The organism is Labrys sp. HAY1-8F, from assembly GCF_056754975.1.
The window spans coordinates 1707713-1728394 of record NZ_JBPGWZ010000001.1 but is presented as its reverse complement, the minus strand read 5'-3'; the positions used below and the strand labels follow the sequence as shown (position 1 = coordinate 1728394).

Below are 20682 nucleotides of genomic sequence, written 5' to 3'. Positions count from 1 at the left end.
CGCTTAGCCTTTCGGTTCCTTGCCTCGCTGCACGAGAATGCTGAGCAGCGCCAGCACGCCTGATCCAACCATCAGGAAGACGGAGACGGCATTCAACACCGGCGTCGAGCCCACCTTCACCATGCGATCATACATGGTGATCGTCAGCGGCGCATCGGATCCCACCAGCATCAAGGTCGTGTTGAAGTTCTCGAAAGAGACGAGAAAGGCCACCACGAAGGCAGAGAACAGCGCCGGCGCCAGATAGGGCAAGGTGACGGTGCGAAGCACCCGCAGGCGCGAAGCCCCCAGATTGAGTGCCGCCTCCTCCAGGGCCTGATCGAATTTGCGCAGGCGCGCCGCAATCACCAGCGAAGTGATGGTGACCAGAAAGGAAAACTGGCCCAGTATGACAAGGAAGGTGCCCGGCCGGAGGAAATCCCACTCCAGGCCAAGCGCATCCTCCAGGCCATTGGCGATCGCACTCGCAAATACCAGGATGGAGATGCCGAGGATCACGCCTGGAATGACCAGCGGCACGATCATCAGCACATAGAGCAGGCTTTTGCCCGGGAACTGCTTGCGCTCGAACAAGAAGGCGTTGCAGGTGCCGACCACGACCGACAAAGCCGAGACGGCCAGTCCAATATAAAGTGAATTCCACAGGCCTTCCATGAGCCGGCGATCGTGGAACATGCCTAGCTTCGGCCCGCTTGTGCCGAAGAACCACTCCAGCGTGAACCCTTTCCAGGGAAGCGCCGGAAAAATCGAATCGTTGAAGGCAAAGATGGCTGCTGCGGCCAATGGCGCGGCGAGGTAGAGGAAAAAGGCGAGCATATAGCCGCCATAGATCCAGCGCAGGAGGAGAGATTGCGGCGCGGCGACGTTCATGGGTTCAATCTTTCGCCACGGTGGAAGCCAGACTCTGTCCGGTCAGGCGAAGCCCCAGCCAGACGACCAGCGAGGTGAAGACCAGGAGAAGCACGCCGAACGTGGCGCCGGATTCCCAATTGTAGCGGGTCACGAACTGCTCGTAGATCTGCTCGGTGAACCACATGCTGTTCTTGCCGCCGAGGAGGATCGGGGTCAGATAGCTTCCCGCCGTCAGCATGAAGACGATGATGCAGCCGGCGACGATGCCCGGCATGGCATAGGGCACGACGATGCGGCGAAATACGGTGAAGCGGCTGCCGCCCAGATTGTAGCCGGCCTCGATCAACGAGTTGTCCATGCCGTCCAAGGTCGAGACCAGGGGAACGATCATGAACAGCACGACCGTATAGACCAGTCCGATCACCACGGTGATGTCGTTGTAGAGCAATTCGATCGGGCCGCTGACGAGACCCGTATGCTGCAACAGGACGGAGATCAGGCCGGTCTCGCGCAGGAGAACGATCCAGCCGAAGGCGCGTACGAGGTCACTGACCCAGAGCGGGATCAGGCACATCAGGAACAGGGCGGCGCGTGAGCGCTGTCTGGCGATCTTGGCGATGTAATAGGCGACCGGAAAGCCGACGACCAAAGCCAGGGCCGTCACCAGGATCGACATCCAGGCGGTCCGCAACAGGGTGTTCCAGTAGACCGGCTCGCGCAGGAAGTCGGTGTAATTGGCGAAACCGAAGCTATATTCGCCCGGGCCCAGCTTCTCGCGCAGCGACAGGTAGCCGATGCCGAGCTGTGGCAGGACGATGAGCAGCACCATCCACAGGGCAAACGGCGTGAACAACAGGATCAGTGACAATTTGCCGGCGTCGGAACGGGGCATCGCGTCTACCCCGCCTGGCTGAAGCAGAGGCAGTGGTCTCTGCGCCAGGAAATGTCGGCCTTGTCGCCCGGCTTGACCGGTGAGGAACCGTCCATGACGGCATGGCCGACTTCAACTAGGCTGCCTCCCGCCAGCCGCACCAGCACGCGGCTGTTGGCGCCGTTGAACAACAGGCTGTCGACCGTGCCGGGGAGTCGGTTGCCATCCCGAGATTCGCCCAGGGCGATGGTCTCGGGACGAACGAAGACCTCGACCTTCGCGCCGGCAGCCACCTTGTCGTCTCGCGCCATGGCGATGACCTCGCCGCCATCGTCGAGCTCGACACGGGCCTGGCCATTGCTGAAGGCTGTCACTCGGCCGGGCCAGCGATTGGCATCGCCGACGAAGCCAGCAACGAAACCCGTTTTTGGATTGTTGTAGAGCTCTTGCGGCGAGCCAATCTGCTCGAAGCGGCCGGCATTCATCACGGCCACGTTGTCGGACATCACCAGGGCTTCGGACTGGTCGTGCGTGATGTAGAGGAAGGTGGTGTTGAACTGGTTTTGCAACTGCTTCAGTTCGATCTTCATCCGTTCGCGCAGCTTGAGGTCGAGCGCGCCGAGCGGCTCGTCGAGCAGCAGGACATCGGGTTCCAGCACCATGCAGCGCGCGATGGCGATGCGCTGCTTCTGGCCGCCGGACAATTGCGACACCTGCTTTTCCGCAACGCCCGGCAGGCCGATGCGCTCCAGCACCGACGCCACTTTGCGCGCAATATCAGCCTTGTTCTCGCCGCGGCAGCGCAGACCATAGGCAATGTTTTCGCCGACATTCATCATCGGGAACAAGGCCAGATGCTGGAAGACCATCTTGACGCTGCGCCTGTTCGGCGGCGCCGAGAGAACCGACTTGCCCTTGATGCGAATGTCGCCATTTGACGGCGCTTCGAACCCGGCGATCATGCGCATGAGCGTGGTCTTGCCGCAGCCGGACGGCCCCAGGATCGAAAAGAACGAGCCGCGGGGCACCTCGAACGAAACATCGTCGACCGCAACATACCGGCCGAACTTCTTGGTCAGGCTCTCGCATTCAAGATCGTGCATGGAAGCTCGTCGGTTTGGGCTGAATTGCCGGTCCGCAGGGCACTAGCCCATGCGGACTTCTTCATTGTGGGTGCGTCTCAGTTGGAGGCGGCCGCCTTGATGCGTTCCAGCGCCTTGCCTTCCAGATCCTCGAGCCCCGCCGGGATATTGGCGAAGAACTTGAGATTGGCCAGCGCCTTGTCGTCAAAGGCCACCTTCACGGCTGCCTTCTTGTCATCCGGCAGGAGATCGACACCGCCCTTGACCGCCGAGATCGCACCTGTCGAGTCCGACATCAGCTTGACGATGTCGGGACGCAGGACGAAGTTGATCCACTTATAGGCGGCTTCATCAGCCTTGCCCTTGCGCGGAATGGCAAAGGTGTCGATCCAGGCCAGGGCCCCAGTCTGCGGCGGCACATAGACCAGGTTCTTGTTCTGGCCGTAGAGCTTGAAGGCGGTCGAATCCCAGGCTTCCGACGCAACCACCTCGCCCGACAGCAACAGCGTCGACAGATCGTCGCCACCATTCCAGTAGGTCTTCACATTGCTCTTGCAGGCGATCATCTTCTCGGTCACCTCATCCAGCATCTTCTGGTAGGCGGCCTTGTCGCCATAGAGCGCGAACGGATCCTTGCCGAGCGAAAAGGCCATGCCGAGCAGGATGGTGCGCCTCAGCCGCATCGACGTCCGCCCCTTGTACTGCGGATCGCAGAGGTCGCCCCAGCCCTTGATGCCGGCAGCTTTCGAGGCGTCGACCACCAGGCCGGAAGTGCCCCATTGATGGGGAACGGCATAGACCTTGCCGTCGATCGTGGCGTTGGTCTTCACCGCTTCGAGCAGATTGTCCTGCATGGCGGCGGTATCGATCTTCGACAGATCGAGAGGCTTGTAGATGTTATATTCCTGCTGCGCCGCAAAGATGCGATCATGGCTCGGCTGGGCAAGGTCGAAACCGGCCCCGCCGGTCGCGCGCAGCTTGGCGATGATTTCCTCATTGTTGGAAAGCGTCACCTCGACATCAATGTCGGGATATTCCTTCTCGAACAGCTGGATGACATTGTCGGGCGCATAGCCGCCCCATGTCAGAATTCGAAGGGTTTCGGCGCTGGCAATATTCGAAACGACCATGGCGGCGGTGGCGCCGACAAGCGCGGCGATAAGTTTCTTCAAGATCACAACTCCCTCCAGATTTGTCAGCGGCCGATCGACCCGTCAGCCTGCCTCCCGGCAAGACTATGAAAGGCTTGGCTGCGGCGCATAAGGTCCACTCTCGATCAATGATGAGGCCGCTTGCCGGAAAGGCGATCAGATCCGAAGCGTCACGGTCTTGGTCCTGGTATAGGCGGAGAGCGCAAGCAGGCCTTTTTCCCGGCCGATACCCGATCGGCGGTTGCCGCCGAAAGGCGTTTCGATGCCACCTGCGAAATACTCGTTGACGAACACCTGGCCGGCATCGACATCGCGGGCGATGCGATGCGCCTTGGCCAGATCGCGGGTAAACAGGCCGGCAACCAGTGCATATTGGGTACAATTGGCCGCTGCGATGGCCTGCTCGACGCCATCGACGACCTGCACAGCCAGCACCGGCCCGAAGATCTCCTCCTGGACGATGGGATCGTCCCAGTCTGCGCCGTCCACGATGGTCGGCTCGAAGAACCAGCCCTTGCCGGTCGCCGGATCCACGGTCACCTTGCCGCCGGTGACGATCTCGAGCCCTCTTGCCTTGGCTCCCTCGACATAAGAGGCCACCTTGCCCAGATGCTCAGCCGAACTGATCGCGCCGAAATCGACCCCCTCGGTCAGGCCGTGGCCGATCCTGAGGCGACGGGCGCGTTCGACGAGCCTTTCGATGAACTGGGCATGGATCGAGCGCTCGATGACCAGCCGTGAACCGGCCGAGCAGATCTGCCCGGCATTCTCGAAGATCGCGCCGACGACATTGTCGAGCGCCAGATCGATATCGGCGTCGGCCAGGACGATATTGGGCGACTTGCCACCGAGCTCAAGCGTGACGGAGGCGATGTTCTGGGCTGCCGCCTTCATCACATTAATGCCGGTGACGGTCGAGCCGGTAAAGGTGACGTGCCTGATATCAGGATGCGAAACCAGCGGGGCGCCAGCCGCGATGCCGGTGCCGGTCACGACGTTGCAGACCCCATCGGGCAGTCCAGCCAGGACCAGGATCTCGGCCAGCAGCAGCGCCGTCATCGGCGTCTGTTCCGCCGGCTTCACCACGGCGGTGCAGCCGGCGGCAAGGGCCGGCGCGATCGAGCGGCAGGTGGTCGACAGCGGGTAGTTCCAGGGCACGATATGCGCGGTGACGCCGACCGGCTCCTCGATCGAATAGGAGGTGTAGTTCGGCCCGAGCGGATAGGCCTTGCCTTCATGCTTGTCGGCGGCGCCGGCATAATATTCGAAGGCCCGCGCGGAGCCGCGCACGTCGCCGCGGGCTTCGGTGAGGGTCTTGCCGCTGTCCAGCACTTCGGCAACAGCCAGGCGCTCGATGTTCTCGCGGATCAGCTCTGCCGCACGCATCAGCACACGCCCGCGCTCGGCCGGCGTCGCCCTGCCCCATTCGCCATGCTGGGCCTGCCTGGCGGAGGAAACCGCTTCGGCGACGTCCTCGGCCGTTCCGGCAGCAAATCGCGCATGCGGCTCCGCTCGGCCGGGATCGAAGGTCTCTATCGCCTGTCCGGAGGCCGACTGGCGCCAACCGCCATGAACGAAGTGCTGGGACGGCAGCGGTTCGAGTTCCGCCGCAACAGTTGCGAATGCGTTGGTCATCATGCCACCTCGCTGACCTGGTAGCTCGATCGGGCAAGCCATTCGGGATCGATTTCCACGCCCCAGCCCGGTTCGTTCGAAACGGTGACCATGCCATCCTCGACCGCATAGGGCGATTTGACGAAAAGTCCTTCCTGCCAGGGATAGTAGTCCGGCCCCTCGATCGAAAACTCCAGATATTTGCCCGCCCCCTCGATGGCACGCAGCAAATGCATGGTGAACAGCGTCACCAGCCCGAGATTGGCGCTATGGGGCGTCACCGGCAATCCTGCGGCTCTCGCCATGGCGCAGACGCGCAGGGTGCGGCTGATGCCGCCGAGATAGAGGATATCGGGTTGCACGACATCGACGGCCCGCATCTCGATCATGTGCCGCCAGGTCGGGATCTCGCAATCCTGCTCGCCGCCGGTCACGGCGATGTCGAGCGTGTCAGTGACTTCCCTGGTCTGCTCGAGCTCCCAATAGAGGCAGGGTTCCTCGAAATGCTCGATGCCATTGTCCCTGAGCAGGGACCCGACTTCGATCGCCCGCTTGGGCGAGAAGCCGCTGTTGGCGTCGACCAGCAGGGACACCTTGTCGCCGAGCGCCTTGCGGATGGTCGGAACGATCTCCTCGGTACGTCCCGGCCATTCGTCGACGTCATGGCCATATTCGGCGGCGATGCGGAACTTGAAGGCGTCGAAGCCGAATTGGTCCCGCAGGCGCTTGAAACGTTCGGCTTCCGCGGCCGGGGTGATGTCGCGTTTCATCGAGGAGGCATAGGCACGCAATTTCCCCGGTGTCCCGCCGAGCAGGCTGACGACGGGCAATCCGGCCGCCTTTCCGCGCAGGTCCCAGATCGCAGTGTCCAATCCGCCAAGGGCCCGCTTCATGTAGGAGCCAGGAAATTTGTGCTCGCGCTCGATCACCCTGTCGGTCAGCGCATCGATATCGTCGAAGTCGACGCCGAGCACATAGGGAGCAACCTGCCGGTGCAATACGGTCGAGGTGATGTCGGAATGATAGGTCGAAACCTGGCCGAGTCCTTGGGTTCCGTCCTCGGCCGTGATGCGGACGAAGCCGACATATTGGGTGGAGAATGTCTCGATGCGTTTGATCTTCAAGTCCGCTCTTCCTGAAAATGCCAGCCAATGCGATCGAGACTGACCTATCAAACCGGTCCGTGGGTCATAAGGTCCACTTTCGAAAAACCTGAAAGCCGGTTATGGCGGATCGGTGAACCAAATGTTCACCGGGGCCGAAGCGAAACCGCTGGAGCCTGTGCTTAAGCGTTTTGCGATTAGGCGGAATCACCTCAAATCGCAAAGACGCTCTAGCCAATCCTTTAGATTGGCTTGGAAACAAAGAGTTAGAGCAAACAAGCGTTCACGCTTGAACGCGTTTTGCTCTAGGAAGCCGTAAGAAAAAGCGAGCGCGGCTGCCGGCATTTGTCGCGGTGCGCCGCGGCCTTGCGCTCCAACCGTCGGGAAACATGGTCAATGGTCAAGCGGTCTTCGGGCGAATTGCTGTTTTCGATCGCCGTTGACCGTTCTCTGGACAAATCCATCACCACCCAAGTCTATCATGCGATACGTCAGCTGATTGCGGCGAGCCATCTGCCCGCCGGCAAGCGACTGCCGTCGAGCCGCACGCTGGCAAGGGAGTTGGGGATCTCGCGCACCACCGCGATGACGGTGTTCGAACGCCTGACCTCGGAGGGGCTGATCGTTTCGCGAACTGGGTCGGGCTCCTATGTTTCGGAGCTTGCCGAAACCAGGAAGCCGGAACAGGCCCTGGTGGTGCATTCTCCTGGCCCCGTCTCCGCCAAGCTCGCCGACATCATTGCCGATGCCTCGCCGCGCTTCTTCCAGAGACTGTCCCATCCGCATCACATCCGCGCCTTTGTGACAGGCCTGCCGGATTATGCGGCATTTCCGATGGCGGTCTGGGCCCGCCTAACCGCCAAGCATTGGCGCGAGCCCCGCGAAGAGGTGATGGGTTATTCCGACGCCAACGGCCATCCGCGCCTGCGTCTGGCGATTGCCGAGCACCTCCGCGCCAATCGCGGCCTTTCCTGTGACGTCGACCAGATCTTCATCGTCAACGGCGCCCAGCAGGCCTTCGACCTGATCGGCCGCGTCCTGCTCAATCCGGGCGACCGTGTCTGGTTCGAAAATCCCGGCGCCATCGGCGCCCGCAACAGCCTGGTTGCCTGCGGCGCCTCGATCGTGCCCGTTCCCGTCGACCAGGAAGGGCTCTCCGTGGAGGCGGGGCTCACTCTGGCGCCCGACTTCCGCCTTGCCTTCGTCACCCCGTCGCACCAGCATCCCACGGGGGCGGAGATGAGCCTCGCACGACGAGCGCAATTGCTGGCGGCAGCCAACCAGAACAATGCCTGGATCATCGAAGACGATTATGATGGCGAGTTTCGCTACGATGGCCGCCCACTCCCCACCCTGAAAAGCGGCGATACCGGCGAACGCGTCATCTATGTCGGGACGTTTTCCAAAACGATGTTTCCGGCACTGCGTCTGGGCTTCTACATCGTGCCCAAACCGTTGGTGCCGATCTTCCAGCGCATCTGCGGCGCGTTCCTGCAAGGCGTGCCATCGAGCATCCAGGCGGTTCTGGCCGCCTTCATCGACGAAGGCCATTTTGCCACCCATTTGCGCCGCATGCGGGAGATCTATGCCGCTCGCCATGCCGTCTTCCACGAAGCAGCCGAAGGATATCTCGGGGGGCTGTTGCACACGAACCGCTCGGTTGCCGGATTTCACGCGGTCGGTCGCTTTGCAGCCCCGTTCATGAATGACGAGACTGTCGCGGCGGACGCAGACGCAGCCGGTCTCCAGGTCTCCCCCATCAGCCGGTTCTGCCTCAACCAGGCGCAGATCCATCGCGGGCTGGTGCTCGGCGTGAGCGCCATCGACGAGCGCACCATACGCAAGGGCGTGGAGACGCTGGCCGGCGTCCTGGCAAAGCAGCGCCCCTGAGCATTTTTAAGTTCCCGGGAAGATGCCTTAGCCATTGTCCCGGAGAATCATTCCCGCCGCCTTTTCGGCCACCATCATGGTCGGCGCATTGATATTGCCCGAGGTGACATTCGGGAAAATGGAAGCGTCGACCACACGCAGCCCCTGCAACCCATGCACACGCAAGCGATCGTCCACGACATTGGTTCCGTCGTCCGGCCCCATGCGGCAGGTGCAGGAGGCGTGAAAGACGCTGCCTGAGCGGGCGCGAATATCCGCGACCAGATCGGCTTCGTTGCGGATGTTCGGGCCAGGCTTCATCTCATCGAGGATGACGGCGCGCATGGCGGGCTGTTCGGCAATCGTCCGGATGAGGCGCACGCCTGCCAGCATCTCCTCGATATCGCCGGCCGTCGACAGATAGTTCGGCTCGATGACAGGCGCAGCCATTGGGTCGGGCGACCCGATGGCAATGGAGCCACGGCTCTCGGGCCTGCAGGGCTGGACCCCGATGAAGAAGCCGGGAAACGGATCAGGCAGGGTCAATCGCCGCACGCCTGGCGTCGGCTTGCTATAGCTGACTGGCGAAAAGTAGAGCTGCATGTCCACCCGCCTGGCATCGGGCCTGGATTTGACGAAACCGCCAGCTTGGTTGACGCTGAGCGATAGCGGTCCGTCGCGAAACAGAAGGTAGCGTGCGCCGAGCATCGCCCTGCCCCACCACGGACGCAGCAGGGAATTGAGCGTTGGCTTGCGCGAGCGATAGAGATAGTCGATGCCGAGGTGATCCTGCAGGTTCTGCCCGACCGCGGCGATGTCCTTCACGACAGCCTTGTCGAATTTCCTGAGCAGGTCCCCAGGGCCGACCCCCGAATGCTGCAGCAAGATGGGCGAGTGCACCGCGCCGGCCGCCAGGATGATCTCGCGCCGGGCCCGAACGACATGCTTTTGTCCGTCGCACTGATATTCGACCCCGCTCGCCTGCAGGCCGTCGAACAGGATGCGGGTGGCAAAGGCGCCGGTGACGATCTTCAGATTGGAGCGCCTGGCAACCGGATGCAGGAATGCCGTTGCGGATGACGCGCGAAAGCCCTTCCTGGTGGTGATCTGGTAGACCGAGACACCTTCCTGGTTCAGGCCGTTATAGTCCGGTGTCCGGGCAAAGCCGGCCTGCTCCGCCGCCTGAAGCCAATCCTGGCAAAGCGGGTGCACGGATGGCGTCATGTCCGTGACATCAAGTTCGCCCGATCCACCGCGCCAGGCATCGCCTCCCCGTTCGAACGTCTCGATCGATTTGAAATGGGGCAGGACATCGTCCCAGCCCCATCCGGGATTGCCGGCGCTTTTCCAATCCTCGAAATCGTTTCGCTGGCCGCGGACATAGACCATGGCGTTGATGGAAGACGAGCCGCCCAGAACCTTTCCGCGCGGCCAATAGCTCGTGCGTCCCGCCAGGGCTTCCTGCGGCCCGGTCTCGAACTTCCAGTTCACCTTCGGATTGTAGAAGCTGTGGCCATAGCCGATCGGCATGCGGATCATGAACCGTTGATCGCTTCCGCCAGCCTCCAGGAGCAACACGCTGAATTCACCCGTGGCGGTCAGGCGATTGGCAAGCAGGCAACCGGCAGATCCTGCCCCGACAACAATGAAATCGAAATCCGCCACGCACCGTCTCCCAGAGCGTCTTGCGATTAGACGGAATCACCCAGAATCGCAAAGACGCGTCGAAACAAAGAGTTAGAGCAAACAAGCGTTCAGTTGTGAACGTGCTTTGCTCAAGACCTCACGAGCGGGTTTTTACATGGTGTCACCGGGCGGGGCAGGAGCCATTGCCACAATAGGGTAGAGCCATTGCCACGGCTTCTTTCATGCGCGCGAGCGAAGGAGGCCCCGACGTGCAAGCTCCCGAGGGGACGCATGGAAATGCGATAGCTGACTGGGCAGCGCCTCTTCATCGAAGGCCTTGGACCGCCCTCATCCGGATGCCCGCGCGATCTTGCGGGCTCCTTTGGGCGAGATCGACAGCGAGCCACGATGGATGTTTCGATCGTCCATTCTCGATGTGTTGCACAGCCCGGGCTTCAACAGCACATCTGAACTGGACAGAAGCAAATAATGGCTCTGCGAGGCCGCGATGGCCCTTGAGCAAAACCCCTTAGCGGCGTTCGCGCAGGCATTCGATCCATTCCGGCCCCATGACGAAGCGAACAATGCCCGCCCCCGCCACGAGCCCGGCAAGGGGTAGAACCAGAAAGGGCCAAAGTTCGATGGTCATTACGTCGCTCTCCTCACACGGGCGGCCTTCTGCCCTGCCGGCATGACAGGCCGATGACGCGAGCCCTTGCGATCGCAGTCGAGCATGCGGAACTGGGACCCCAGCGAGCCAAGCGCCGCCCTCGCTTCAGGAATTGGCTTGCGGCCCTCTGCTCTTCTCGGTGGCGTAGAGCGCGACCGCCATGGCGCGATTGCGCACCTCGAGCTTGTCGTAGAGATTTTTGAGGTGATATTTGACCGTGTTTTCCGAGATCCCCGTGCGTGCGGCGATCTGCAGATTGGTCCAGCCATCCGCCAGCACGGCAAGCAGTTCGCGCTCGCGAGTCGTCAGGCGCGAGAGTGGCGTGTCATTGATCTTCGACACGTCCAGATAAGGGATGCAGATCCGGCCATGGGCGACCGCCACCAGCGTGTCGAACAAGATGGCGGGATCGTCGAACTGATAGCAATAGCCTTGCACACCCAGGCGCACGCATTGCTTGAGAATGGCGACGTCGTGGTCGTTCGAGAACATGACGACACGCACGTGCAAGCTGCGCTGACGCAGTTCTTCCAGCACCTCGGCGCCGTTCATGTCGGAGAGCTTCCAGCCAAGGACGGCCACGTCGAATTTTGGCTCGGCCGCAGCCGCGAGAAAAGCCTCACCGGACTGCATGCTGCCGACCAGCTCGAAGCGCACATCATTCTTGATCATGTCGCCGAGGGCAGCCACCACCAGTGGGTTGCGCTCGGCGATCAGCACCCTGAACAGGCCTTCCGGAGCTCCCCGCATCCTATCGACCTCGATGCCCTGACGCTGGCGTTTCCCCTCGGCGTTCATATGCCCCCCGATTTGCGGCGCGCGCCACCTCTGATCCGACGTCTTCTGTTTTGGGCCTTCTGTGTTTCGGGGCGTTTCAAGCCACGACGACGATCCAGTTCCTTCCGCCTCTCATATTCATACAGTGAAACATTTTTTCATTCCAGTTCATTCTTCGATTTCAGGGTGCCGGAGCCGTTTCATTCCCCCATTGGTTGTCCGCAATGAACCAATCTTTGTCCGCAAATCGCAACATAGTTTGTCCTTAGACAAAAAATCCGCTCCGAGGGCGTCGTATCGTTTTCGCGACCGCCGGTCGGTCAAGGACGGAATTCATCCCCCGGATCTGATTGCATCGCGTTGCATCCGATCGGTCTTTCTTCGGCCTTGCCGTCACGCGTCGCTTCGGCGCCTGGGTGCGCAACTGCAGGCCGGGCCGCGCTTTTCATAGGGAAAACAGGGCGCGTGTCATCGCGTGGTCGGGGTCCGCCAACCCATCCAGGATGTTGAAATGGTGGCGGTCCGGTTCTTCGACGACGTCCGTCTCGACGCCGAGTCCCCGCCAGATATTGCCGAGCAGCGCGTTCTGCCGGAGGAATTCGGACGTTTCCCGCGCACCGGCCCAGCAGATCAGCCGGCTTCCGGGCAATGGCTCGAGCAAGGCCGGGCTCTCGCTTTTCGCCTCGGTCATGTCGATCTTCAGCGTCGCATTGCGCGCGATATTCATCAGCGGCCGAAGATCGTGCAGGCCGGATACAGAGAGCGTCCCAGCGATCCGGCCATGCAACTCGTCCGGGAGGGGCGTCGTCTGGCTGATCATGCGCGTCACCAGTTGGCCGCCGGCGGAATGACCGACCAGACGGATCGGTCCGGGGACGATGCTGGCGGCAGCGCCGATGGCTTGACCGATGAACCTCGTAATGTCGGAGATGCGCACATTCGGAGCAAGCGGGTAGCTGGGTATCGCCACCGCATATCCGTGCGCCAGCGGCCCCCCTGCAAGATGCGACCAGAAGCTCTTGTCGAGTGCCATCCAAAATCCGCCATGGACGAAGACGACCAGGCCCGCCGGGCTCCCTTTCGGATAGAACAGGTCGAGGCGTTGGCGGAGATCGCTGCCATAGGTGAGCTCCAGCCGTGCACGGTCGTCAGCAACCAGCGCGTCGCGAGCCACCCGGGCTGGCTCCACCCAGGCGTTCGGCCACGCTTCGCTCTTGGGGATGTTCGCGGCGTTGTCGTAGGCCCAGGTCCAGTCGACCACCCGGTATTGCATCTCTCTCTCGCTTTCAGGCCCGCACCCGGGCAGCAGGCACTTGCGACACCCCGCTCCCGCTTTCCGGAATGGCCAACGCTCAGTCGTTGGCCTCTGGAGGCAGGAAGTCGACGTCGTGTTCAGCGGAAGCGCGTATGACCGCTTCGACATCGGACATATTGTGCAAAGTCTTGAACAGGTCACGCAGCCTGCCGGCAGGAGACACCCAGAAAAGCGCTCGAGCGGGCTGGTCCGACTTGTTGAAATAGCCATGCGGGATGCCGCGGGGCAGGCGCACCAGGTCGCCGGGTTTCGCCGTCAGCCATTTTCCGTCGAGTTTCAGCTCCAGCTGGCCTTCCAGCAGAAAGATGAATTCCTCCTGTGTCGGGTGGACATGGACCGGTACGAATTGGCCGGGTTCGGAATTCGTCTCGAAGGCGAAGGCCGACCCGCAATCGGCCTTCGGAAAATATCGCTGGCCAAGAATGTTCCATTCGACCTGCTCATACCCCTCGCCGTGCGGCGTGATGCCGCCATCCAATTCCATCGTCATGACGATCCCTCCCCTCTTGTTGGACTCATTGTTTGCAGGAAAAGCTGGCGCTGCTCGGCTTTGCAACTACCGCACGTTCGCCGTGCCCACGACCTCGCCCAGAGCCCGTTCGAGATTGCCCACCGTGCGGTCGATATCAGCGAGCTTGTCGAGGCCGAAAAGGCCGATACGGAAGGTCTGGAAGTCAACGGGCTCATCGCACATCAGCGGTACCCCGGCTGCCGCCTGCACGCCGACGGCAACGAACTTGGCACCGGACTTGATGCCAGGATCGTCGGTGTAGCAGACGACGACGCCAGGTGCCCCGAAACCCGACGCGGCAACACTGGCAAAACCGCGTTGGGCGAAGAGCTGCCGCACCCGAGCGCCGAGTTCGAGCTGGGCCGCCTTCACCTTTTCGAAGCCTCTCGCCTCGGTTTCCAGCACAGTGTCGCGGAAGCCGCGCAGAGCATCGGTCGGCAAGGTGGCATGGTAGGCATGGCCACCCTTCTCATAGGCTTCCATGATCTCGAGCCACTTCTTGAGGTCGCAGGCGAAGGAAGAGCTGGTGCTGGCCTTCACCTCGGCTTTGGCGGCTTCGCTCAGCATGACGATGCCGCTGCAGGGAGAAGCGCTCCAGCCTTTCTGCGGCGCTGAGATCAGCACGTCGACGCCGACCGCTTTCATGTCGACCCAGACACAGCCAGAAGCGATGCAATCGAGGACAAAAAGCGCCCCGACCTTGTGAGCCGCGTCAGCAATTGCCTTCATGTACCCGTCGGGAAGCATGATGCCGGAGGCGGTTTCCACATGCGGCGCGAAGACGAGATTCGGACGCTCGGCCTCGATGACGGCCACGGCCTCCTCGATCGGCACAGGCTGGAAGGGTTGCTGGCGTGCCCCAGATTCCGATTGCGTCTGCCGCGCCTTCAGCACGATGCTCTCGGCAGGGATGGCGCCCATATCGAATATCTGCGTCCAGCGATAGGAGAACCAGCCATTGCGGATGACCAGCACCTTCTTGCCGTGGGCGAGCTGGCGCGCGACCGCCTCCATCGCATAGGTGCCACCACCGGGCACCAGGGCCACGCCCCCACCTTCTTCCGTGTTGTAGACCCGGCGCAATGTTTGCGAAATGTCCCGCATCACACCCTGGAAGACCTGCGACATGTGGTTGAGCGCGCGATCGGTGAACACGACCGAATATTCGAGGAGACCATCGGGGTCCACGGTCGGCAGCAGGGCAGTCATCATCCATTTCCTTTTGGCGCAATGTGCATCCGGATGGCGAGACACTACAGCAATTGGGCCAGCCGCCAAGCATGCTCGAACGAAGGAATCGGCGGTTCTTCGGGGACATCGATCGCTTGCTGCGATCAATCAGGCCAAAACGAAAATTCCCGGCTCGCGGGAGCCGGGAATACCAATGCCGTTCGTCAAACCGCAGGCCGCGCTTTTCCTAAAACTCCCTGCTTCAGGCAACCTTGTCGGGTACCGCCCTGCCATCGAAAAAGGCGGTGAGATTGTCGACTGCCCGCATGCCCATCGCGACCCGGGTTTCCTCCGTGGCGCTGCCCAGATGCGGCAGCAGAACTACATTTTCCAGGCGCATCAGCGCGGCAGGAACGGCCGGTTCGCCGTCATAGACGTCGAGGCCCGCGCCCGCGATCGTCCCGCTTTCGAGCGCGTCGACCAGGGCCTGCTGGTCAACAACGTCGCCGCGCGCGGTGTTGATCAGGAAGGCGCTCGGCTTCATCGCCCGCAACCGGGCCGCATTGATGAGATGCCGGTTCTCGGCGCCGCCGGGGCAATGCAGGGAGACGAAATCCGCCTCGGCCAGCACCTCCTCGACGCTTGCCAGTTGCCGTGCGCCCATGGCGCTGACAGCTTCGTCGTCGACTTTCGAGCGGTTGTAGAAGACGACCTTCATGTCGAAACCAAAATGGGCGCGCCTGGCCGCTGCCTTGCCGATCCGGCCCATACCGATGATGCCGATCGTCTTGCCGCTCACCTTGGCGCCGATCATGTGGGTAGGGCACCAGCCCGTCCATTGGCCGGCGCGCAATTGGCGCTCCCCCTCCCCGGCCCGGCGCGCCACGGCGAGCAGCAGGCTCAGGGCGATGTCGGCGGTGCAGTCGGTGAGCACGCCCGGCGTATTGGTCACGGTCACGCCGCGGGCACGCGCCGCGTCGATGTCGATATGGCTGAAGCCGACTCCGAAATTGGCCAGAAGCCTGGTGCGCACGTCCGCCTCGGGAAAGACCGAAGCGGGCAGCCTGTCGCTGACCGTGGGCAGCACGGCATCGAACTGGCCAAGCGCATCGCTCAATTGCAATGGGCTCAGCGGCGTGTCGTCCCGATTGAACGTCGTGTCGAACCTATCGGCCAGAATCCGTTCGACCGAGGCGGGCCAACGCCGCGTCACGAGTATCCGAGGTTTCATCACGCTTCCCCCTTACGACACCCTCGATTCGACGAGGATGGGTGGCGCAGAGCAATTAATAAGCCAGCAAAGTATAAACAGGCCTCACCCTGCTCGCCATGACGGCCTCGAAGCGGCCCGCAATCGAAACAAGATGGCACCGAGGCACGCGCGGTCGCCGAGATGGCCACGGCCACGCGTCCCCAGGAGCAAAGCGCGTTCATGTCTGACCGCTTGCTTGCTCCAGCTTCTCGTTCCGACGCGCCTTTGCGATTCTTGGCGATCGCGCCTCATCGCAAAGCGCTCTGGAACCTGTTCAGGCCGCTTTCCTGTTCTCCAGCACGCTTGCCACGACTGGTCCAAAGGCTGCCGGCGTCGGCACGATCGCGACACCGGCCTCGCGCAGGATCTCGACCTTTTCCTGGGCCGACTCGCCGAAGGCGGAGATGATGGCGCCGGCATGGCCCATGCGCTTGCCCTTGGGCGCCGACAGGCCAGCGATATAGGCGATCAGCGGCTTGCGCATATGATGCTTGGCCCATTCGGCGGCTTCCGCTTCCTGCGGTCCGCCGATCTCGCCGATCATCACCACGGCGTCGGTATCCGGATCTTCCTCGAACAACTTCAGGATATCCTTGAAGGACGAACCGTTGATGGGATCGCCGCCAATGCCCACGCTGGTGGAAACGCCGATGCCCAGCGCCTTCATCTGCGAGGCCGCCTCGTAGCCGAGCGTGCCCGAGCGGCCGACGATGCCTACGCGACCCGGCAGATAGATATTGCCGGGCATAATGCCCATCAGTGCCTGGCCGGGCGTGATCACGCCGGCACAGTTCGGGCCGATCAGACGCATGCGGTCCTCATAGCGGAAGCGGCGCATATAGCGCTTCACCCGCATCATGTCCTGGGAGGGAATGCCGTCGGTGATGCAGACGCAGAACTTCAGGCCGGCATCGGCGGCTTCCATGATGGAATCAGCCGCAAAGGGCGGCGGCACGAACACGATCGAGGCCTCCGCGCCCGTCTCCCGCACGGCGCCCTTGACCGTGTTGAACACCGGAATGCCGTGATGGTCCTGCCCACCCTTGCCGGGGGTGACGCCGCCGACGACATTGGTGCCGTAGCGCTTCATGTCCTGGGCGTGGAAGGAGCCGATCTTGCCGGTCAAGCCTTGGACGATGACACGCGTTTTGCGGTTCAACAGAACTGCCATTTCGCTTCCCCCTCAATGCTTCTTGGATTTGGAAAAGGCCTGCATCGCCTCGACCGATTTTTCGGCCGCTTCCGCCAGGGTGTCGGCCACGATCACCTTCTCGCCGGACTCGGCGAGGATGCGCCGCCCCTCTTCGACATTGGTACCGGCGAGGCGCACCACCAAAGGCACGTTCACGCCGACCTCGCGCATCGCCTTCACCACACCCTCGGCCACCCAGTCGCAGCGGTTGATGCCGGCGAAGATGTTGACCAGGATGGTCTCGACATTCTTGTCGGCAAGCACGGCGCGGAACGCCTTGGCGACACGCTCGGGCGAAGCGCCGCCGCCGATGTCGAGGAAGTTCGCCGGCTCGCCGCCGGCGATCTTGATCATGTCCATGGTCGCCATGGCCAAGCCCGCACCATTGATGATGCAGCCGATATTGCCGTCGAGCCCGACATAGGACAGGCCGCGGTCGGAGGCGAAGGTCTCGCGCGGGTCTTCCTGCGACTTGTCGCGCAGTTCCGAAATCTCGGCGCGGCGGAACAAAGCGTTCTCGTCGAAGGACATCTTGGCATCGAGGGCGATCAGATGCCCGTCGCGGGTGACGACCAGCGGGTTGATCTCCAGCATGGAAGCGTCGTAGTCGCGGAAAACGCGATAGCAGCCGAGCAGCGTATCCACCGCCTTGCCGATCAAATTGTTCTCCAGCCCGAGGCCGAAGGCGATCTCGCGGGCTTGAAACTGCTGCATGCCCGCCCCAGGGTCGACGATGGCGCGGATGATGGAGTCAGGCTGCTTTTCAGCGATTTCCTCGATCTCCATACCGCCGGAGGCGGAGGCCACGATCATCACGCGCTCGGATTTGCGGTCGAGCACGATGCCCAGATAGAGTTCCTGGCGGATGTCGACGGTTTCCTCGACATAGAGACGCGAGACGAGCTTGCCCTTCGGGCCGGTCTGGTGGGTGACCAGCTTGCGGCCGAGCATGGCCTCGGCAGCATCAGACACCTCCGTGTCGGACTTGCAGATGCGGATGCCGCCGGCCTTGCCGCGGGCGCCGGAATGGATCTGGGCCTTGACCACCCATTTGTCGCCGCCGATCTCGCTGGCGCGATAGGTCGCCTGCTCCGGGCTGTAGGCAAGTCCGCCGCGCGGGATCTGCACCGAGTAGCGCGAGAGCAGTTCCTTGGCCTGGTATTCATGGATATCCATGTCGGTAACCTCGTCAGTTGGGCAGGCCGGCGCGCGGCTGGGTCGACTGTTGGATGGCCTCGTGCATGACCAGGACATTGCGGGCCATGCGTTCGGACGCGGCATCGATCATCTTGCCGTCGAGCGCAGCGGCACCCTTGCCCTGCTCCTCGGCCTCCCGGAGCATCTCGATGATACGGCGGGCACGGTTCACTTCCTTTTCGGGCGGCGAGAACACCTCATTGGCGAGCGCGATTTGCGTGGGGTGGATCGCCCACTTGCCCTCGATGCCGAGTGCTGCAGCGCGCCTGGCCGCCGCGACATAGGCTTCCGGATCGGAGAAATCGCCGAACGGACCATCGATGGCGCGCAGGCCATAGGCGCGGCAGGCCACCGTCATGCGCGACAGGGCCGCATGCCACTGGTCACCGGGGTAATCCGGGTTGAGGCCACCGATCGAGACCGTTCGCGCCTTGCAGCTCGCAGCATAGTCGGCCACCCCGAAATGCAGTGCCTCGAGCCTTCCGCCATAAGCGGCGATCGCCTCGACATTGGCCATGCCGAGCGCCGTTTCGATCAAGCCCTCCAGACCAACACGGGTCTTGAAGCCCTTGGCCGTCTCGATCTGATTGACCATGGCCTCGACCATGTAGAGATCGGCGGGCACGCCGACCTTGGGCACCAGGATGGTGTCGAGCCGGTCGCCCGCCTGCTCCATCACGTCGACGACGTCGCGATACATGTAATGGGTATCGAGCCCGTTGATGCGTACCGAGATGGTCTTGCCGCGCGCGCGCCAGTCGATCTCGTTGAGCGCCTCGATGATATTCTTGCGCGCCCGTTCCTTATCGGGCGGTGCAACTGCGTCCTCGATATCGAGGAAGATATAGTCCGCCCCGCCATCGGCGGCCTTGCGGATCATCTCCGGATTGGAACCCGGTACCGCGAGTTCGCTGCGCTGCAGGCGCAGTTTTCGCAGGTGATGGATGGTATGGCTCATGATGGGTGTCCCTTGGGATGGCGGCGGCCCCTTTACCCTCCCCTCGATGGGGTCGACCGTTCCTCTTGGAATGGTCTGGGGTCGGCCTGAAAGGCCGGGGTGGGGTGAACGAACTCAGGTCCTGACGAGAGGAGCGACCAATTCCTGCGAAAGGGTCACCCCACCCCGAGACTGCGTGTCGACCCTCCCCATCAAGAGGAGGGTAAGGTTGGGCCTCAGGCCGCCTTGGCCAGGCTGGGCTGAGCCGACAGGCGATAATGCTCGAGGGCCGCGCCGACACCGGAACCGGGCTGGACCTTCACGCCGCAATCGCGCAATGCCATTTCGGCCGCCGAGATCGCACCGCACATCATCACGTCGTTGACCCAGCCGAGATGCCCGATCCGAAACACTTTGCCGGCAACCTTGTTGAGGCCGACGCCCAGGGAAGTCTGGTAGCCATAATGAGCCCGCCGCACGATCTCGGCACTGTCGATCCCTTCGGGCACCAGCACCGCGCTCACCGTATCGGAGTTCCATTTGGCTTCCTTGGCGCAGAGCTTCAGCCCCCAGGCCTCTACCGCCTTGCGCACGCCGGTGGCCAGTCGGTTATGACGCTCGAAGACATTGTCGAGGCCTTCCTCCTGGAGAAGATCGAGAGCGGCGCGAAGCCCGCGCAGCAGCTGCACGGCCGGCGTGTAGGGGAAATAGCCGGTGTCATTGGCGCGGATCTGGTCCTCGAAAGAGAAATAGCAACGCTTGTGCCCGGCTGCCTTGGCCGCTGCGAGCGCCTTCTGGCTGACCGACAGGAAGCCGAGGCCAGGCGGCAGCATGAAGCCCTTCTGCGAACCCGAGACGGCACAATCGACGCCCCATTCCTCCTGGCGAAAATCGATCGAGCCTATCGAGGAGACGCCGTCGACAAAGAGCAGGGCTGGATGCCTGGCGGCGTTAAGCGCGGCGCGCACGCCGGCGACATCGCTGGTCACGCCGGTGGCGGTTTCATTGTGGGTGATGAAAACAGCCTTGATACGGTGTTCCTTGTCCTGGAGAAGCCGCTCGGCATAGATCTCCACCGGACAGCCCGTGCCCCATTCGACATCGACCACGTCGACGTCGAGCCCGAAGCGTTCGGCCATATCCACCCACAGATGCGAGAACTGGCCGAAGCGCGACATCAACACGCGGTCACCGGGGCTCAGCGTGTTGGTAATCGCCGATTCCCAGGCACCCGTGCCTGAAGAGGGGAAAATGAAGACGCGGCCGGTCTCGTTGCGGAACACCTTCATCAGGTCGGTGAACAGGCCGCGAGTGAAGGCCGGGTAATCCGGGGCGCGCATGTCCTCCATCGGCATGTTCATCGCCTGGCGGACGATTTCCGGGACATTGGTCGGTCCTGGAACGAAAAGCTGGGTGAAGCCGGCCATCTAAATCCTCCCGAAATGTGCGGCGGGTCCTGAGCCTGCCGATTGCTTTCGAGGGTGATGATCGGT

General features: G+C 62.4%; 17 protein-coding genes. 1 reads left to right on the top strand and 16 read right to left on the bottom strand.

All coding sequences use genetic code 11. The features are described from left to right. Nucleotides 1–3 precede the first annotated feature (3 nt). The 6 genes from ACR9ZN_RS07965 to ACR9ZN_RS07940 all read right to left on the bottom strand — a co-directional run bounded on the left by ACR9ZN_RS07965 (nt 4) and on the right by ACR9ZN_RS07940 (nt 6694). Entirely contained in the window at nt 4–870 is an 867-nt protein-coding gene (locus tag ACR9ZN_RS07965) for an ABC transporter permease (RefSeq protein ID WP_454819221.1), read from the bottom strand. A 4-nt stretch (nt 871–874) separates the two neighbouring features. Next, nucleotides 875–1744, bottom strand: a complete 870-nt coding sequence (locus ACR9ZN_RS07960; protein ID WP_434959924.1) for an ABC transporter permease — start codon at nt 1742–1744, stop codon at nt 875–877. A gap of 5 nt (nt 1745–1749) precedes the next feature. Continuing rightward, a complete protein-coding gene (locus ACR9ZN_RS07955; RefSeq protein WP_481271845.1) occupies nt 1750–2826 on the bottom strand; it encodes an ABC transporter ATP-binding protein in 1077 nt (358 codons plus the stop codon). Nucleotides 2827–2903: 77 nt separating this feature from the next. Next, a complete protein-coding gene (locus ACR9ZN_RS07950) occupies nt 2904–3983 on the bottom strand; it encodes an extracellular solute-binding protein (protein ID WP_434959926.1) in 1080 nt (359 codons plus the stop codon). Nucleotides 3984–4112: 129 nt separating this feature from the next. After that, nucleotides 4113–5594 carry an aldehyde dehydrogenase family protein gene (locus ACR9ZN_RS07945; protein WP_481271844.1) on the bottom strand — a complete coding sequence of 494 codons (1482 nt, stop codon included), beginning with the start codon at nt 5592–5594 and terminating at the stop codon, nt 4113–4115. Further along, entirely contained in the window at nt 5591–6694 is a 1104-nt protein-coding gene (locus ACR9ZN_RS07940; RefSeq protein WP_481271843.1) for a mandelate racemase/muconate lactonizing enzyme family protein, read from the bottom strand. Before ACR9ZN_RS07940 ends, ACR9ZN_RS07945 begins: the two co-directional genes overlap by 4 nt. Before the next feature lie 375 nt (nt 6695–7069). On the opposite strand from ACR9ZN_RS07940, the gene pdxR reads away from it, so the two are divergent. Continuing rightward, nucleotides 7070–8563 (top strand): MocR-like pyridoxine biosynthesis transcription factor PdxR, encoded by a 1494-nt coding sequence (gene pdxR / locus ACR9ZN_RS07935; RefSeq protein ID WP_481271842.1) that lies wholly within the window; start codon nt 7070–7072, stop codon nt 8561–8563. Nucleotides 8564–8590: 27 nt separating this feature from the next. Here pdxR and ACR9ZN_RS07930 read toward each other — a convergent pair whose 3' ends face one another. The 10 genes from ACR9ZN_RS07930 to ACR9ZN_RS07885 all read right to left on the bottom strand — a co-directional run bounded on the left by ACR9ZN_RS07930 (nt 8591) and on the right by ACR9ZN_RS07885 (nt 20616). Continuing rightward, nucleotides 8591–10207, bottom strand: coding sequence for a GMC family oxidoreductase (locus tag ACR9ZN_RS07930; protein ID WP_454819231.1), 1617 nt, complete (start codon nt 10205–10207; stop codon nt 8591–8593). 736 nt (nt 10208–10943) lie between these two features. Next, a complete protein-coding gene (locus ACR9ZN_RS07925; RefSeq protein ID WP_434961309.1) occupies nt 10944–11588 on the bottom strand; it encodes a LuxR C-terminal-related transcriptional regulator in 645 nt (214 codons plus the stop codon). Between the two features lie 472 nt (nt 11589–12060). Then, entirely contained in the window at nt 12061–12888 is an 828-nt protein-coding gene (locus ACR9ZN_RS07920; protein ID WP_434959931.1) for an alpha/beta hydrolase, read from the bottom strand. A gap of 79 nt (nt 12889–12967) precedes the next feature. Then, nucleotides 12968–13420: a cupin domain-containing protein gene (locus ACR9ZN_RS07915; RefSeq protein ID WP_434959932.1), complete on the bottom strand. Its 453-nt coding sequence runs from the start codon at nt 13418–13420 to the stop codon at nt 12968–12970. Between the two features lie 66 nt (nt 13421–13486). Beyond that, on the bottom strand, nt 13487–14653 hold the full coding sequence (locus ACR9ZN_RS07910; RefSeq protein ID WP_481271841.1) for an aminotransferase class V-fold PLP-dependent enzyme: 1167 nt from the start codon (nt 14651–14653) through the stop codon (nt 13487–13489). A 220-nt stretch (nt 14654–14873) separates the two neighbouring features. Continuing rightward, the gene (locus tag ACR9ZN_RS07905) at nt 14874–15845 is read right to left on the bottom strand and encodes a 2-hydroxyacid dehydrogenase (RefSeq protein ID WP_454819234.1); all 972 of its coding nucleotides are present in this window, start codon (nt 15843–15845) and stop codon (nt 14874–14876) included. Between the two features lie 292 nt (nt 15846–16137). Beyond that, nucleotides 16138–17034: a succinate--CoA ligase subunit alpha gene (sucD, locus tag ACR9ZN_RS07900; RefSeq protein ID WP_434959935.1), complete on the bottom strand. Its 897-nt coding sequence runs from the start codon at nt 17032–17034 to the stop codon at nt 16138–16140. Between the two features lie 12 nt (nt 17035–17046). Further along, nucleotides 17047–18231 carry a malate--CoA ligase subunit beta gene (locus ACR9ZN_RS07895; RefSeq protein WP_434959936.1) on the bottom strand — a complete coding sequence of 395 codons (1185 nt, stop codon included), beginning with the start codon at nt 18229–18231 and terminating at the stop codon, nt 17047–17049. Between the two features lie 13 nt (nt 18232–18244). After that, nucleotides 18245–19210 carry an HpcH/HpaI aldolase/citrate lyase family protein gene (locus tag ACR9ZN_RS07890; protein WP_441771583.1) on the bottom strand — a complete coding sequence of 322 codons (966 nt, stop codon included), beginning with the start codon at nt 19208–19210 and terminating at the stop codon, nt 18245–18247. Between the two features lie 215 nt (nt 19211–19425). Next, nucleotides 19426–20616, bottom strand: coding sequence for an aminotransferase class V-fold PLP-dependent enzyme (locus ACR9ZN_RS07885; RefSeq protein WP_481271840.1), 1191 nt, complete (start codon nt 20614–20616; stop codon nt 19426–19428). Nucleotides 20617–20682 lie beyond the last annotated feature (66 nt).

Coding starts and splice junctions, on each gene's coding strand:
- ACR9ZN_RS07910 (WP_481271841.1), bottom strand. CDS start 14,653: ATGATGACTGCCCTGCTGCCGACCGTGGACCCCGATGGTCTCCTCGAA.
- ACR9ZN_RS07920 (WP_434959931.1), bottom strand. CDS start 12,888: ATGCAATACCGGGTGGTCGACTGGACCTGGGCCTACGACAACGCCGCG.
- sucD (WP_434959935.1), bottom strand. CDS start 17,034: ATGGCAGTTCTGTTGAACCGCAAAACGCGTGTCATCGTCCAAGGCTTG.
- ACR9ZN_RS07885 (WP_481271840.1), bottom strand. CDS start 20,616: ATGGCCGGCTTCACCCAGCTTTTCGTTCCAGGACCGACCAATGTCCCG.
- ACR9ZN_RS07945 (WP_481271844.1), bottom strand. CDS start 5,594: ATGATGACCAACGCATTCGCAACTGTTGCGGCGGAACTCGAACCGCTG.
- ACR9ZN_RS07895 (WP_434959936.1), bottom strand. CDS start 18,231: ATGGATATCCATGAATACCAGGCCAAGGAACTGCTCTCGCGCTACTCG.
- ACR9ZN_RS07960 (WP_434959924.1), bottom strand. CDS start 1,744: ATGCCCCGTTCCGACGCCGGCAAATTGTCACTGATCCTGTTGTTCACG.
- pdxR (WP_481271842.1), top strand. CDS start 7,070: ATGGTCAAGCGGTCTTCGGGCGAATTGCTGTTTTCGATCGCCGTTGAC.
- ACR9ZN_RS07915 (WP_434959932.1), bottom strand. CDS start 13,420: ATGACGATGGAATTGGATGGCGGCATCACGCCGCACGGCGAGGGGTAT.
- ACR9ZN_RS07890 (WP_441771583.1), bottom strand. CDS start 19,210: ATGAGCCATACCATCCATCACCTGCGAAAACTGCGCCTGCAGCGCAGC.
- ACR9ZN_RS07965 (WP_454819221.1), bottom strand. CDS start 870: ATGAACGTCGCCGCGCCGCAATCTCTCCTCCTGCGCTGGATCTATGGC.
- ACR9ZN_RS07925 (WP_434961309.1), bottom strand. CDS start 11,588: ATGCGGGGAGCTCCGGAAGGCCTGTTCAGGGTGCTGATCGCCGAGCGC.
- ACR9ZN_RS07955 (WP_481271845.1), bottom strand. CDS start 2,826: ATGCACGATCTTGAATGCGAGAGCCTGACCAAGAAGTTCGGCCGGTAT.